Origin of the sequence: Paraburkholderia sp. BR14320, from assembly GCF_040948665.1 — a bacterium.
GTDB classification, from domain to species: domain Bacteria; phylum Pseudomonadota; class Gammaproteobacteria; order Burkholderiales; family Burkholderiaceae; genus Paraburkholderia; species Paraburkholderia youngii.
The window spans coordinates 96,198-110,865 of sequence record NZ_JBFPKG010000011.1 but is presented as its reverse complement, the minus strand read 5'-3'; the positions used below and the strand labels follow the sequence as shown (position 1 = coordinate 110,865).

The window sequence follows — 14,668 nt, the reverse complement described above, 5'->3', positions numbered from 1 at the left end:
CTTTGTGCAGGACCTGTATGTTTATACAGTGATGATAGCAAAGTCCGGCGCGGCAACCGCCGTGCATCAGCCCGCGAGCCACACGACCGTCAGTGAACGCACGCCCTGCGCGCCGCGAATCAGTACGCCCTCGATATCGGCGGTGGCCGAGGGGCCGGTAACCAGCGCCGCGTAGCGAGCGCTGCCGAAATCGTCGCGACGATAGACGTCTTGCAGTCCATCGAGCAATTGCGCCGGATCGAGCAACACGATCAGATGCTGGACGATGTAGCCTAAGGCATTGACCACATATTCGCGCTCGCTGAACCACACCGAGCCGGTTTCGGCGACGCCAAAGCGCGCGCGCACCACACCGACGTCGACATCCTGCAGCGACGCGGGGTCCGTATCGGCGCGGATCACGCGCGTGCCAGGCACTTCGGCGCTCGCCGATGCGATCGATGCAGCCGCGCCAAAGCGCTCGCGAATCAGACCGCTGACGTCGCTCGCGCTCGCTGCTTCGACGCAAGTGCCACCCATCGTTTGCAACGCCGCTGCGAAACGCGCCCGCAGATCGCCGCCAACCGCATCGAACAGCGGCACGTCGGGACGCGGCCGCGCGGTCGGTTGCGCGGCGCGTACTTTGGCAAGAAAAGCCTCACGCGTTGTCATTGCCGCCTCCGCGATTCTTCTTGTACCAGGCATGAAAAGTCATCTTCGGCGCTTCCGGCAATTCGCGCTGCCGGCCCCAGATATTCAGAGGGTTGTACAGCACGAAATTCGGCAGCCGCCGCAACGCGCTGCCCATCGACGCCACCGTCGCGCGATACAAGGTCGGACTCGATAGTAGACGCCCCGCCATCTTCAGCACTTCCTGCTTCACGAACGGCACTTCGTGCTGCTCGGCGATCACCGCGCGCCATTTATAGATCTGCTCGTGAATGTTGATCTTCACCGGACACACGTTCGTGCAACTGCCGTTGAGTGTCGATGCGAACGGCAATGCGCTATAGCGTTTCAGATCGAAAGTCGGATTGATGATCGCGCCGATCGGCCCCGAATAGGTGCCGCCATACGACAGGCCGCCGCTGCGTCGATACACCGGACACGTATTCATGCACGCGCCGCAGCGTATGCATTTGAGCGAGTACCAGAAGTCCTCCATCGCGAGCCGTTCGGAACGGCCATGATCGACGAGAATGAAATGGATCTCGGTGGCCGGCCGCGGCGCACGAAAATGCGATGTGTACTGCGTGATCGGCGAACCCAACGCACTGCGCGACAGCATGCGCACGAACACGCCGAGGTCCGACACCTTCGGTATCAGCTTCTCGATTCCGATCGATGCGATATGCAACGGCGGCACGTTCGCCGAAAGATCGGCATTGCCTTCGTTCGTGCAGACGACGACCGTGCCCGTTTCCGCCACCGCGAAATTGCAGCCGGTCATGCCAGCCGTTTTCTCGCGCACGAAATAAGGCCGCGTATTCATTCGCTGGCTTTCGGCCAGATAATGGATGTCGCTATTCTTCGGATCGGTGCCGATGGTACGGCCGAACAACTCGGCCACGTCCGCGCGCAGCTTGTGGACGGCCGGCACGACCATATGACTCGGGTCCTGATGATCGAGTTGCTGGATGCGCTCGCCGAGGTCCGTCTCCATCACCGTAATGCCGCGCGGTTCGAGGTACTCGCGCATCCGGCATTCGTCGGTCAGCATCGACTTGCTCTTCACGAGCGTCGTCATGCCGCGCTCGGACATCAGCTGGTGGACGATCGCGTTGTGCTCTTCCGCGTTCGCCGCCCAATGCACGACCACGCCATTGGCCTCGGCGGCCGCCGCGAACTGCTCCAGATAGTCGGCCAGATGCGACAGCGTGTGTTCCTTGATGCCCGACGCCAGCGAGCGCAACGTTTCCCATTCGGCAATGCCGTGCGCCTGCGCGTCGCGCTTCTCGCGCAGGTCCCACAGACGCTTGTCGTGAAACGCGACATGCTCGGTTTTGCCGATAAAGGAACCCGCGGCTTTGGCGTGATCGACGCGGTGATGGTCGCCGCTCATGCGCGTGCTCCATTGAGAACCTGCGCGATATGAATGAAGCGCGCGTCGGCCTTCATGCGTTCGGCGCAACCCTGTTGGTGCATCAGGCAGGACATATCGCCCGAAACGATGTACTCGGCGCCCGCATTCAGATGGTCGCGCACCTTGTCCTGCCCCATGCGCACCGACACCGCTTCTTCGGTGACCGAGAACGTGCCGCCAAAACCGCAGCATTCGTCGGGCCTCGCCGGCTTCACGAACTCGATGCCTTTCACGCCTTCGAGCAGTGCACGCGGCTTTGAAAACGGCGTGCCGGCAATTTCCGACGCCGACGCCTGCTTCAGATGACGCAGCGCGCTGCAACTGGTGTGCAGACCGACGCGATGTGGAAACTCGGCCCACGGAAATTCGCGCGCGCCGATCACGTCGTGCAGAAACTCGACCAACTCGTAAGCGCTTGCGCGCACCTTCTTCACTTCATCGGTCTGCTCGAGCGCGGTCAGATGCTCTCGCACGTGATGAATGCAACTCGCGGACGGCCCGACGATGTAGTCGTAACCGGCGAAGTTGCGCGCGAAGAGTCGCTCGGTGGCGGCGGCGTCCGCATGCGCGCCGCTATTGGCCATCGGCTGGCCGCAGCAGGTCTGCTGTTGCGGATAGTCGACCTCGATGCCGAAACGTTCGAGCAGTTCGAGAGTCGCGATACCGACCTCGGGATAGAACGCGTCGATAAAGCAAGGGATAAACAGCGCGACTTTCATAGGGCCTTCAGGAAATGCGGCGGGGATGATGCCGGTTGACCGGTGCGGCCCGTTTGGCCGGTCTTGGTCATGTTGGTCTGACCAAGACTATAAGAAAGTCGGTTGACGGTGTCAATTCGAGCGGCCCGATCACTACCCGCGAGTAAGCGCGACCTCCGCCAGCGGAAGCGGGCCGCCGCGTTTGTTCTCCACCACAACCGCTCAAACCGACTCCCGCAGCACCAGCCGGTGCTGCAAGATACGCGGCGCGGGGCGTCGACCGTCCAGCAGCGCCAGCAGCATTTCGGCGGCCGCGGCGCCCAGTTCGACCATCGGCTGGGCCACGGTCGTCAGCCCCGGCTCGAAGATGTCGGCGATGGGCACATCGTCGAAGCCCATTACCGCGACGTCGTGCGGCACCCGCCGGCCGGCCTTGCTAAAGCACTTGATCGCGCCGATCGCCAACGTGTCCGACACGGCGAACACCGCGCTCGGCGGGTCCACCACCGCCAGCAGACTTGCCGCCGCCTGGTTGCCAGCGGCGTAGCTATTGTCGCCAGTCACACAGACAAGCTCGGGCGCAGGCGCGAGCCCCGCGCGCAGTAGCGCTGCGTCATAGCCCTCGCGGCGCTGACGCGCATACAGGAAGCGCTCATCACTGGTGATGAAGCCGATGCGCCGGTGGCCCTTGTTGATCAGGTACTGCACGGCGTCCGTAGCGGCCTGGCGGTGATCGATGCTGACATAAGGCACATCACTACCTGGCATGAACTCCGAGCAATTGACCCACGGCTTGCCATTCGCCGCCTCGCGCCGGGCTGCCTGGTCGGACATCGGCACGAGGTTGATGACGCCGTCGCTCAGACTGCCGAGCAGCGTCGGCAGCGACGCGTCCGCCGTGCCCGTCCAGGCTTCCAGGTCCGCCGGAAGCAGCGTGTAACCGGCCTGGCGACTGACCGCGGCGGCCCCGCGCACGATCTCGGCGTAATAAGGGTTGGCGAAATCCGGCATCAGCATCAGCAGAATGCGGCTCTGCCCGGTGCTCAGGCTGCGGCCGAACGGATTGACGCGGTAGTCCAGTGCGCTCACTGCCGCCTCGACCCGCTCACGCGTGGCCGCCGAGACGGGCTTCGTCCCGTTGAGCACACGCGAGACCGTGGCAATAGATACGCCAGCCTCGCGGGCAACGGCTTCGATAGAGGGTTTGCTTCGCATAGGCAATGATTGTAGCACCGCCGGGAAAATTTTTTCCCAACGCGCGTTATTCAGAAACGAAAACGCTCAGAGATTAAGACGCGGATTGGCGGAGATGTGGGTCTCCCAGCCTGCATAGGGTAAAGCCCATGTTCCGGAGAAACGGGAAAGCGCTTACCCTCTGACCTGCACCGCTTCACAGCAATCGCTGCTCCCATCCGCACCGCATCCCCTTGACTCCTTGGACTGACGACCATGAATCAAGCCTTGCCCATTTCCATCCAGATTTACAGCCTGCGTAATGCGGGCGATCTCGACCGGCAGTTCGACATTGCAGCCCAAGCCGGATTTCGCCACGTCGAGCTGATCGGGTCCTTGCTGGAAGATGCGGCCGACACCCGGAACAAGCTTCAGGCGCGCGGCCTGAGCGCCTCGTCCAGCCACCTCAGCATGGCCATGCTGCGTGAGCGTTTGCAAGAAGTTGTCGCGGCGTGCGAGACCATCGGTTTCACGCAGTTGGTCATGCCCGCAGTGCCGCCAGCCGAGCGCGACAGCGACGCCGCGTATTGGCGGGCGCTCGGCAGCGAGTTGGGCGAGTTCGCTCATCGGCTCGCCGATCAGGGCATCGGTCTCGCTTACCACAACCATGATTGGGAACTCAGAGCGAAAGAGAACGGCACAACGGCGCTGGAACTGTTATTCGAGTCCGCCGGGGCCAGCCCGCTCGGCTGGCAGGTGGATGTTGCCTGGCTCGTGCGCGGCGGCGCCGATCCGCTGCCATGGCTGCGTCGTTATACGGGCCGCGTGGTCTCGGCTCATGCGAAAGACCTCGCGCCGGCGGGTGAAAAACTCGACGAAGACGGCTGGGCCGACGTGGGTCACGGCGTGATGGACTGGCCCACGCTGTCCGCGGCCTGCCGCGAAGCGGGTGCGCGTTTCCTCGCCGCCGAGCACGACAATCCCAGCGACGGCGAACGCTTCGCCCGCAATGCCTTTGCCTATCTGCACCAGCTCGGAGCCTGATCCATGAAACCTGTCCTCATCGGCATCATCGGTTGCGGCAACATCAGCGATGCGTATTTCACCGGCGCGGCGAATTCGGAGTTCGCCCGCGTCAAGGCTTGCGCCGACCTGCGTCCGGAGGCCGCCCAGGCCAAGGCCGCGCAGCACGGTGTGGCCGCGATGTCGGTGGACGCGCTGCTGGCCGACCCCGACATCGAAATCGTCATCAACCTGACGGTGCCGCACGCGCATGTGCCGGTGAGCCTGCAGATTCTCGAGGCCGGCAAGCACGTCTACCTCGAAAAGCCTTTGGCTACCGATTTCGCGTCCGCACGCGCGATGCTGGCGCGAGCCGAGGCGTCAGGGTTACGCGTGGGCTGCGCACCGGACACTTTCTTCGGCGCGGCCCATCAGGCCTGCCGCGCGGCGCTCGATGCCGGCCGCATTGGGCGCGCCATAGGCGGGGCCGTGGCGGTGTTGTCCCGCGGCATGGAATCCTGGCACCCCAATCCAGAGTTTTTTTTCAAGCCGGGCGGCGGTCCCATTCACGACTTGGGCCCGTATTACGTGACCCAACTGGTCAACCTGCTGGGACCGGTAGCACGCGTGAGCGCGTGCGCGACCATCGGTTTTCCACAGCGCATCATCTCGAGTGAGCCGCTCCGCGGCCAGATCATCGAAGTCGAGGTGCCCACGACGGTCAACGGCATCCTGCATTTTGCAAGCGGAGCCAACGTGTCGATGAGCGCCTCGTGGGACGTGTGGGCCCATCAGCGTGCGCCCATCGAGATCTATGGCACCGAAGGCACCCTGCTGGGCGTCGACCCGAATTTCTTTGGCGGAAGTCCGCGCGTGGCTGAACGTGATAGTGGCTTCAAGCCGCTCGACACACAGCATCATGCGTTTGGCGTCGACAACTTCACGTTGAGGAGTGGCGCGCGCGTGGCCAACTACCGCGCCGTGGGCGTGCTGGACATGGCGCTGGCGTTGCGTCGGGATCGGCCGCATCGCGCGAGCGGCGAACTGGCTTTACACGTGCTGGAGGTGCTGGATGCCTTCGAACGCTCTTCGCGCGAGGGGCGGCACATCGATATCGAGACCGCCGTGCAACGGCCCGTCGTCGTGCCATTGGGGCGAGGCGAAGAGGTGTTTCTCGGCGACTGACTCGCCTAGCCCCGGTCGCCCGAAGTTTCACGTGGCCGGGCAACTCAGGAAATCACCGCAGCCGACGGCTTCGTCGCATCGTCGTTGTAAATCTCGCGCACGAAGGCCAGATGCCGCTCGGCTGCCTTGCGTGCTTTGGGCGCATCGCGCGCGACGACCGCGTCGTAAATCGCCTGGTGCTGGCTCATCAACTGCTTTTCCATCGCATCGTCGTAATCGATCAAGCGATGATACTGGCGCATGCCCTCGCGAATCAGCGTGTGAATGCCGTGCATCACATGCGCCAGCGCGACGTTGTGCGTGGAGTCGGCGATCGCGAGATGAAACGCGGCATCGAGTTCGGCGAGATTCGCGCGATCCCGCGACAACGACGCAGCCTTCAACGCCTCGAACGCCGCGCGGATTTTCTTCAGGTCGGCGGCGGTTGCGCGCTGCGCGGCATAGACCGTCGAAATCGCTTCGAGCCCCTGGCGCAACTCCAGAATGTCGGCACTGGTACGCGGATTCTGCAGCAGCAGTTCGGCAAGCGGCTTCGAGATGATCGGCGCGGTCACGTCGACCACCGTGAAACCGCCGCGCCCCGACGTTTCGATGTACCCGTCCGCCTCCAGCCTGATCAGCGCCTCGCGCAGCGACGGCCGCGACACGCCGAGCTGCGCCGCGAGATCGCGCTCGGGCGGCAGCCGGTCACCGGGCATCAGCGAGCCCTCCGAGATCAGTTGCTTGATCTGGTCGGACACCACGTCGGAAATGCGCTTGCGCGCGAAGGACGGAATCGGGGTGAATGGCATAAGCGGCAAACGGTGAAGCGCGGTTGACGAAGCGCGCGGCTACTGCACGGTGCGTGGAATTATACCGTTCGATATCGTGCGCCGATGCGCCGATCTCAACGCGGCTGTGCCGTATAAAAGCTCACGAGATCACGCTTCATCGCGTGCATCGCGGCATCGTCGAGGTACACCATGTGGCCGGTCGGATAGTAGGCGATGCGCACGTTCTCGCGCAGCGACCGGTCGAGGCCGAGATGCGCGAGCGCGTATTCGGTCGCGTAGAACGGCGTGGCGAGATCGAAGTAGCCGTTCAGCGATAGCACCCGCAACTGCGGATTCTGCCGCATCGCTTCGGCCAGATCGCCGCCCGCGTACGGCAGTTCCAGCCGTTCGCCCCACCATTCGCGATGTTTCCAGTCCCACTGCTTCAACGCGTCGTCGCTGAACACCAGATAACGGTCGGTCGGCGTGTAGTGCAGGTCTTCCGACAGATGCTGATGGAGCGCCGCATTGAACGCATTCGACACGCTGCTCACCGACGCATCGAAATCGGGATCTTCCGCTGCATCGTCGTAGTTCCGGCCTTCGACACGCGCATCGTAGCGCCCTACGCTGCGCGACTCGTTGCGCAGCAACTCGTTTCGAAAACGCGTCGGATAAAGACGCAGACGGTTGCGCTTCACGAAGCCCACGTCGAGACCGGTGAAGTACGCGACGCGCGCGGCGATCGCGTCGCGCTGATCGTCGGGCAGCGCATCACCCTGATCGAGCGCCTGCGCATACGGTCCGCGTGCGAACGCGCGCACTTCGTCGAGAAAGGCCGGTAAGCTCGCGGCCTTCGGCGTGACCTTGTCGTGATACCACGCGATCGCCGCGAAACTCGGCAGATAACTCACGCTCTTGAAATCGGTGCCGGGCGTGAACGCCGCGGAATTGAGCACCGACGACAGCAGGATCACGCCGTTCAGCGCGATATTGTTCTGCCCCAGCTGATAAGCGAGCATCGCGGCGCGCGCGGTGCCATAAGATTCGCCGAACAGGTACTTCGGCGAATTCCAGCGCTGATTCACCGTCAGATAACGGTCGATGAATTGCGCAAACGCACTGACGTCCTGATCGACGCCCCAGAAGTCCTTGCCCGTGCCATGCCCGACCGGTCTCGACAGGCCCGCGCCGACCGCGTCGATGAACACGAGGTCCGAGACATCGAGCAGGCTGTCGGGGTTGTCTTCGAGCGTGTACGGCGCGGGCGGCGTGCTCGCGGGGCTCGCGGTGCGCACGCGTTTCGGGCCGACCGAGCCCATCATCAGGAATACGCTGCCAGCGCCGGGACCGCCGTTGAACAGAAAGGTGATCGGACGCGTCGCCGGCGCTTTGGTCGGCACCGTGTACGCGACATAGAACACGCTCGCGGTGGGCGCGCCGGACTTATCGTGCAGCAACAGATTGCCGGCGCTCGCCGTGTAGTCGAGCTTGCGACCGTTCAAGCGAAGCGAATGCGTGGTCACGCTGGTGGTTTCGGGCGGCACCGGAACCGCGGGCGCCGACGTCCTGTCGTTGTGAGGCCTCGCCGTCGCGTCGCCCGAATCCGGTGCATTCGATGCGGCAGTCCGCTTGTGCGGCTCGTTCGATTCGCCGACCTGCTGCGCGGGCGGCGCCGATGCGGCGGCGTCCGTGCCCGCCCTCGCATCGGCCTGTCCGGCTGCCATGCACGGTTCGCCGAACGACACTGCAGCGGCGACCGAAAACGTCACCGTCAGCGCGGCGGCCGGCAATCCCGCTGTCAGCAAGCGGCGCAATGAGGAAGAGAAGCGAAGAATCATGAAGTCGTCCGCGACGAGTCGAAATGCGCTGGAATCCGTCTAGCCTGATTCCGGGGCAAACCCGGCGTTCGATTCTTGACGCAAGTTTGCGCGGCGTCAACCGCCGGTGTCACGGCACGCTCCAACATTTCATAGCGCTTTTTCCTCCACATGGCGCACACCTGCGCAGTCATGGCAGAATCGACAACGCCTTCGTCGCCTCGCCGAGAATACCCAATGGATCAACTGGTACTGGACACATTCGACGCTGCCGCGCTGATCCCCGGCTTTCGCGCGCCGCACCTGCCGCAGGAGCAGCCGGACCCCTCGACCCTCGACGCCGCCGAGCACGCGATGCGGCACTGGACGAGCGCCGTCAACGGCCCGCTGACGCCCGGCTCCGACGTGCACCGGCACGAAATGTGCCGCATGTTTCGCGAAACCTTCAATCCGTATCGCCCGTCCGTGCTCGCATGGCCGCCGCTCGAAGCCGCGACGCTCAAGCGCATCGTCGAGCTGCCGATCTGGGACATCGCCGTGCAAACCGAAGGCAGAGCGCGCCTGCGCATGGCCGCCTACGCGGCGACGCTCGACACCCCGGACCTGCGCGACGCGCTCGCGCTGAATGCGTGGGAAGAAAACCGCCATAAGGAAGTGCTGTCGCGCATGGTGCATGCATACGGCATTGAACTCGCGAGCGAGCCGCCGTACGTCTATCCGAAAGACACGGAACGGGCTTACCTCGTGACCGGCTATAGCGAATGTATCGACAGCTTCTTCGCGTTCGGCCTGTTCGAGGTGGCGCGGCGCTCGGGTCTGTTTCCGCCGGAACTGACCGAGACGTTCGAGCCGGTGATGCAGGAAGAGTGCCGCCATATTCTGCTGTTCGCGAACTGGGTCGCCTGGCATCGCGCGCAGCTTTCGTGGTGGCAGCGCATCCGCTTCGAGCTCAAGGTGGCGGGCGTGTGGGCGTTTCTGATCTGGGAGCGTATCGGACTCGCGCGTGCGATGGATGCCGATGGCAACGTCCACGAGCACGACAACAACTTCACGGTCAACGGCGCACAGTCGGTAACGGATGTCGATATCAGCGTGCCCGAGTTGATGCAACTGTGTCTTCAGGAAAACGAACGTCGCTTCGCGGGGTATGACCCACGGCTGTTGCGGCCCGAAACGATGCCGCGGCTGGTGCGCTTCGGCTTGAAGTTCGTGCGCAAGAAAAAGTAAACCGCGAGTAAGCCGCGCCGAGCGCGCCAGCGTTCAGCCGGCGCGCGCCCCACATTCGAGAACTGCGAATCGCCGCTTGACGGTCGAAGTCACGCGCCATCGAAGCGAATGGCGCGGCAGTCATGCCCGCGTCAGGCTGGCGCCATGCTGCTTGCGTAAGCTGGGAACCTAGGCAAACGACAAGGAGCGCGCAATGGAGTCCTTCCCGCTGTTCATCGTCGGCTCGCCCCGGTCCGGCACGACCTTTCTTTGTTCCGTGCTGAACGCGCATCCTCTGATCCAGCTGACCAACGAATGCCGGGTCTTTGCATTGCTGAAGGACTTCCTCGAAGTCGGCTGCCATCGCGCCGACCTCCTCGGCGAGACTTCACGCGACCGCCTGCTCGGATTCGGCCGTCGTACGCTGGGCGGGTGGGTCGAGCGCTTCTATCGCGAAGAGTTGAAGTTCGGCGCGCCGATCTGGGGCGATAAGCATCCGTCGTACGCCGACCCTACGGTCCTGTCGGGCCGAACGGGTTCGATCGAGCGCGTGCCGCGCTCCGGCTCCTGCTTGCGTCTGATACGCGAACTGCTGCCGCAGGCGCGCTTCATTCATATCCACCGCGATCCTCGCCACGTGGCCAATTCGCTCGTGCACAAGCATTGGACCGGATCGATCGAAGACGGCATCCGCGTGTGGGGGCAATACGTCGGCGAGATCAACGCATTCTTCGAAGAGATACCAGCGGCTCACGCGCTGACCGTGTCGTACCGGAAGGTTATCGAAGAACCGCGTGAGACGGCGGCCAGCATCGGGCAGTTTCTCGGCCTCGCGGATGCATCGCCGATCAGCGACTTCCTGATCTCGCAACGCCGTTCGCCGACGCCGTTCAGCGATCCGGTGACCGATATCGGCGATCTATATCTGATCCCCGATACGGCCGCGAGCGACGACACACTGCTCGCTCTCGCGGGTAGCCAGGCGCGACGGCTGGGTTATGCGGCGGCATGAGGTTGCCTGAGGTGCCCGCTCAGCCCCGCACCCCTTCCACGAACCGCGCGATCCTGTCGCACGCCTCGATCAATCGATCCTCGCCTACCACCAACCCCAACCTGACGAAGCCGTTCGCCGTTTCCCCGAACGCACTCGCGTCGAGCACGGCCACGCCTTGCGCGCGAAACAGCTGCCAGGTGAACTCGGTCGTATCGAGCCCGGTTCCGCTGACGTCGACCATCACGAACATGCCGGCTTCGGGCAACAGGCATCGCAAGCGCGGCACGCGATGCAAGCGCTCGAACACGACGTCGCGCCGCCGCCGGTAGATCTCGCGAATATCGGCGACGAACTCCGCCCTGTTCTCCAATGCCGTCAACGCGGCCTGCTGGATGAAGCCCGGCAGGCCGTACAGCATCGCGAGCGCGAGCCGCGCCATGTGCTCGATCAGCGTCGCGGGCCCGATTGCCCAGCCGACGCGCCATCCCGCCATCGCGTGCGACTTCGACAGGCTGCCGATCGTGACCGTGCGCTCCGCCATGCCGGGCAGCGACGCAATGCTCACATGGTCGCGTTCGAACGTCAGTTCCGCGTAGACCTCGTCGGACAGCACCCACAGGTCGTGCTCGCACGCGAGTTGCGCGATGCGCTCGAGATCCGCGCGCTGCATCACGACGCCGGTCGGATTGCACGGCGTCGCGAAGAAGATCGCCTTCGTGCGCGGCGTGATCGCCGCTGCGAGCGCGTCGCAGTCGACGTGAAACGCGCGCGCCGGATCGACCGGCACCGCGACCAGCGTCGCGCCCGCCGCGCGCACGCAGGCCTCGTAGGTCAGATACATCGGCTCGGGAACGATCACTTCGTCGCCGGCTTCGAGCAGGCACAGCGACACCGCGAACACGCCGTTTTGCGCGCCGGCGGTCAGCACTACGTTGGCCGCGCTCACGTCACGGCCCGTGGTACGCGCGTGCTCGGCTGCGATCGCGGCGCGCAGCGGCTCGCGACCGGCCATCGCCGTATAGTGCGTATCGCCGTCGCGCAGCGCATCGATCGCGCGCTCGACGATCGGCGCGGGCGTCGAGAACTCGGGGTCTCCTACGCTCAGCACGATCACGTCTTCGCCCCTCGCAGCCGCCTGCTGCGCGACCCGATGAATTTCCCACGCCGACGTGCGGCGCCCTTGCAGCCGCTCGACCAGATTCGAATACTTCATTGCGCTCACCCGCTCCATTCGACCCGCCAATGTAAAGGCACGCCGGCGAAACGTCCAGATACGAAAAAGGGTCATGCGAGCGGACAACCTCGCATGACCCTGTGCGCAATGTACTGCTGTTTGAACGACTGCCTTGCTTTGCTTCAAACCCCCGTTAAAACTTCGGTGCGTTAAAGCTGCCGGCGCAGTTCCGCCGGCGGCACCTTCATCAGATGCCGGTATTTCGCCACCGTGCGCCGCGCGACCAGCACGCCCTGATCCGCGAGCATCTTCGCGAGCGTCACGTCCGACAGCGGATCGCGCGTGTTCTCCGCGGCGATCATCTCCTTGAGCAGCGCGCGCACCGCGGCGGCCGAACAGGTGCCGCCGCTTTCGGTGCCGAGCTCGCGCGGGAAGAAATGCTTGAATTCGAAGATGCCGCGCGGCGTCGCCATATATTTGTTGCCCGTCGCCCGCGAGATCGTCGATTCGTGCAGGCCCAGCTCGTCAGCGACGTCGCGCAGCACCATCGGCTTCAGCGCGATCTCGCCGTACTGGAAGAAGGCCTTCTGATGCGCGACGATGCATTCGGCCACCCGCTGGATCGTATCGAAGCGCTGCTGCGCGTTGCGGATCAGCCAGCGCGCTTCCTGCAGCTGCTGTGCGAGCGGCGAGCGGCTCGCGCCGGCCGACTGCGCGAATAGCTGTGCATACATGCGATGGATTCGCGCGCGCGGCTGCACTGCCGGATTGATCGACACGACCCACTTGTTGCGCGCCTGACGCACGATCACGTCGGGGACCACATAGTTATCCTCGGCGCGGCCGTAGCAATTGCCCGGCTTCGGATCGAGCTTGCGCACCAGCGCGCAGGCCACGCGCAGTTCCTCGGCGCTGCAGCCGATCTGCTTTTGCAACTCTGCCTGTTCGCGGCGCGCGAGACGTTCCAGATGATGCTCGGCGATTTGCCGCGCGACGTCGCGCCCTGGTGTACTGGCGGGCAGCGCATTGATCTGCAGCGTCAGGCATTCCGATAGCGATCGCGCGCCGATCCCCGGACGATCGAGCGATTGCACGAGGCGCAACGCCACCAGCAGTTCTTCCTCGGTCAGCGTGGGCTCGAGATCGACGCTGTCGGCCAGGTCGGCGAGCGACTGCCGCATATACCCGTCTTCGTCGAGTGCCTCGATGATGAAACGCGCCACCGCGCGATCGCGGTCGTCGAGCCGGTAGAGGCGCAACGCGTCGTGCAACTGCTCGCGCAGCGTGGGTTGCGAGCGAGCCCATTCGGCCGGGTCGCTGCCGTCCGCGTCGCCGTTCTGGCGCGCCGAACTGCGCGAACCGTAGTCGCCGGAAAAATCGGCGGGCATGTCGTCCTGGCCCGCGCTTTCGAGCGTATCGCTAGCGGAGTTTTCCGCCGCCAGTCCGTCCGGTTCGGCGGCGGCTAGCGTATCGGCGGCGGGCACGTTGGCGTCTTCGCCATCAGCTGGCGTCGTGCCGGCGAGCGCGACGTCCTCCGCTTCGGATGAGTCGTATTCGAGGAACGGATTGGTGTCGAGCGCCGTGCGCAATTCCTGCTGGAACTCGAGAGCCGACAATTGCAGGAGACGCACCGACTGCTGAAGGCGAGGCGTCAGTGCAAGAGACTGCCTTGTGCGTAGTTCGATTGAAGGCATTGGAGTAGATCCCGTTCGTTGGTAGTCAAAGACTCAATGAGCCGAGTGCACTCTTCAATGCAACGTCCGTACCAGGTCGCGCAAGACGCTGTTTTGATTACGCTTTGTTTATTCAGGCGGGTGAATTGACCGGACCGCGAGAGCCGGTTTTTACAAACGGCACGCAATTTCCGGTCCCTTTCTTCACACCTCGGGCGGCCTCGCGCACGGTCGCGCCGCGGGCCTATTCGTCAGTCGAAAAACCCCGACGGATGCGGCTTTCGCGAGCGGCATCACCGGGATCGCAGCGGCCGGGCACGATGCATGCGGGGCAGCGTTGTGTGGACGGACGCCGCCTTTTGCAAACACGCCAGTCATGCGGAGGCGAAGACGGCGCCCGGTGTCGAGAAACGGGCCCCTGACGGTACCGTAGCGGCCACGACCCACGTGTGTCATCAGCGGCTTACGCCGCGATCGGCCACCGGCAACAAGACCGCCATTTTCATCACCACCTGAAGGAGAAAACCATGAAGACGATCCAGCTTCTGAAGACCGCAGGCAGTATCGCTGTCGTCGCGTTCGCGCTGAATGCGAACGCCCAGACCAGCGCTTCGGCTCCGCCCGCGGCGTCGGAAAGCGTCGGCCAGCATATCGACGATGGCACTATTACGACCAAGGTCAAGGCCGATCTGCTTGCCGCGAAGAACGTCAAATCGACGCATATCCACGTGAAGACCCGCAAGGGCGTCGTGTGGCTCACGGGTTCGGTGCCATCGGCCGAAGACAAGACCGCCGCCGAGGATGTCGTGCAGAACGTGAAGGGTGTCGAGAGCGTGAAGAACCATCTGAAGGTGGCCGCCGACTAATATCCGCATGATCGGTTCACGCCGATTCGACTGAGCGGAACGAAAAAGAGCCGGCTGCGGAGC

13 protein-coding genes are annotated in these 14,668 nt (G+C 64.0%); 5 read left to right on the top strand and 8 right to left on the bottom strand.

Annotated elements, in window-relative coordinates; translation table 11 throughout:
• Positions 1–66 precede the first annotated feature (66 nt).
• From AB3X89_RS13750 to AB3X89_RS13735, 4 genes are all read right to left on the bottom strand, one after another.
• Positions 67–651: a lactate utilization protein C gene (locus AB3X89_RS13750; RefSeq protein WP_368583766.1), complete on the bottom strand. Its 585-nt coding sequence runs from the start codon at positions 649–651 to the stop codon at positions 67–69.
• On the bottom strand, positions 638–2,041 hold the full coding sequence (locus tag AB3X89_RS13745; protein WP_368583765.1) for a lactate utilization protein B: 1,404 nt from the start codon (positions 2,039–2,041) through the stop codon (positions 638–640). Before AB3X89_RS13745 ends, AB3X89_RS13750 begins: the two co-directional genes overlap by 14 nt.
• Entirely contained in the window at positions 2,038–2,781 is a 744-nt protein-coding gene (locus tag AB3X89_RS13740; protein ID WP_368583764.1) for a (Fe-S)-binding protein, read from the bottom strand. Before AB3X89_RS13740 ends, AB3X89_RS13745 begins: the two co-directional genes overlap by 4 nt.
• Positions 2,782–2,982: 201 nt before the next feature.
• Positions 2,983–3,975 (bottom strand): LacI family DNA-binding transcriptional regulator, encoded by a 993-nt coding sequence (locus tag AB3X89_RS13735; protein WP_368583763.1) that lies wholly within the window; start codon positions 3,973–3,975, stop codon positions 2,983–2,985.
• Between the two features lie 234 nt (positions 3,976–4,209).
• Between AB3X89_RS13735 and AB3X89_RS13730 the strand changes: the two genes are divergently transcribed.
• Entirely contained in the window at positions 4,210–4,977 is a 768-nt protein-coding gene (locus tag AB3X89_RS13730; RefSeq protein WP_368583762.1) for a sugar phosphate isomerase/epimerase family protein, read from the top strand.
• Between the two features lie 3 nt (positions 4,978–4,980).
• Positions 4,981–6,120, top strand: coding sequence for a Gfo/Idh/MocA family protein (locus AB3X89_RS13725; protein ID WP_368583761.1), 1,140 nt, complete (start codon positions 4,981–4,983; stop codon positions 6,118–6,120).
• A 44-nt stretch (positions 6,121–6,164) separates the two neighbouring features.
• Here AB3X89_RS13725 and AB3X89_RS13720 read toward each other — a convergent pair whose 3' ends face one another.
• Both AB3X89_RS13720 and AB3X89_RS13715 read right to left on the bottom strand, forming a co-directional pair.
• A complete protein-coding gene (locus tag AB3X89_RS13720) occupies positions 6,165–6,911 on the bottom strand; it encodes a FadR/GntR family transcriptional regulator (protein WP_368583760.1) in 747 nt (248 codons plus the stop codon).
• Positions 6,912–7,006: 95 nt separating this feature from the next.
• On the bottom strand, positions 7,007–8,713 hold the full coding sequence (locus AB3X89_RS13715; protein WP_368583759.1) for a S10 family peptidase: 1,707 nt from the start codon (positions 8,711–8,713) through the stop codon (positions 7,007–7,009).
• Positions 8,714–8,929: 216 nt separating this feature from the next.
• On the opposite strand from AB3X89_RS13715, the gene AB3X89_RS13710 reads away from it, so the two are divergent.
• A complete protein-coding gene (locus tag AB3X89_RS13710) occupies positions 8,930–9,919 on the top strand; it encodes a ferritin-like domain-containing protein (protein ID WP_368583758.1) in 990 nt (329 codons plus the stop codon).
• A 193-nt stretch (positions 9,920–10,112) separates the two neighbouring features.
• Entirely contained in the window at positions 10,113–10,910 is a 798-nt protein-coding gene (locus AB3X89_RS13705) for a sulfotransferase (protein ID WP_368583757.1), read from the top strand.
• A gap of 19 nt (positions 10,911–10,929) precedes the next feature.
• On the opposite strand, the gene AB3X89_RS13700 is transcribed toward AB3X89_RS13705, so the two are convergent.
• Both AB3X89_RS13700 and AB3X89_RS13695 read right to left on the bottom strand, forming a co-directional pair.
• Positions 10,930–12,105, bottom strand: coding sequence for a pyridoxal phosphate-dependent aminotransferase (locus AB3X89_RS13700; RefSeq protein WP_368583756.1), 1,176 nt, complete (start codon positions 12,103–12,105; stop codon positions 10,930–10,932).
• Between the two features lie 170 nt (positions 12,106–12,275).
• Positions 12,276–13,760 carry an RNA polymerase factor sigma-54 gene (locus AB3X89_RS13695; RefSeq protein WP_368583755.1) on the bottom strand — a complete coding sequence of 495 codons (1,485 nt, stop codon included), beginning with the start codon at positions 13,758–13,760 and terminating at the stop codon, positions 12,276–12,278.
• 506 nt (positions 13,761–14,266) lie between these two features.
• Here AB3X89_RS13695 and AB3X89_RS13690 point away from each other — a divergent pair.
• Complete coding sequence (locus AB3X89_RS13690) at positions 14,267–14,605, top strand: BON domain-containing protein (RefSeq protein WP_176106060.1); 339 nt, start codon at positions 14,267–14,269, stop codon at positions 14,603–14,605.
• Positions 14,606–14,668: the final 63 nt, after the last annotated feature.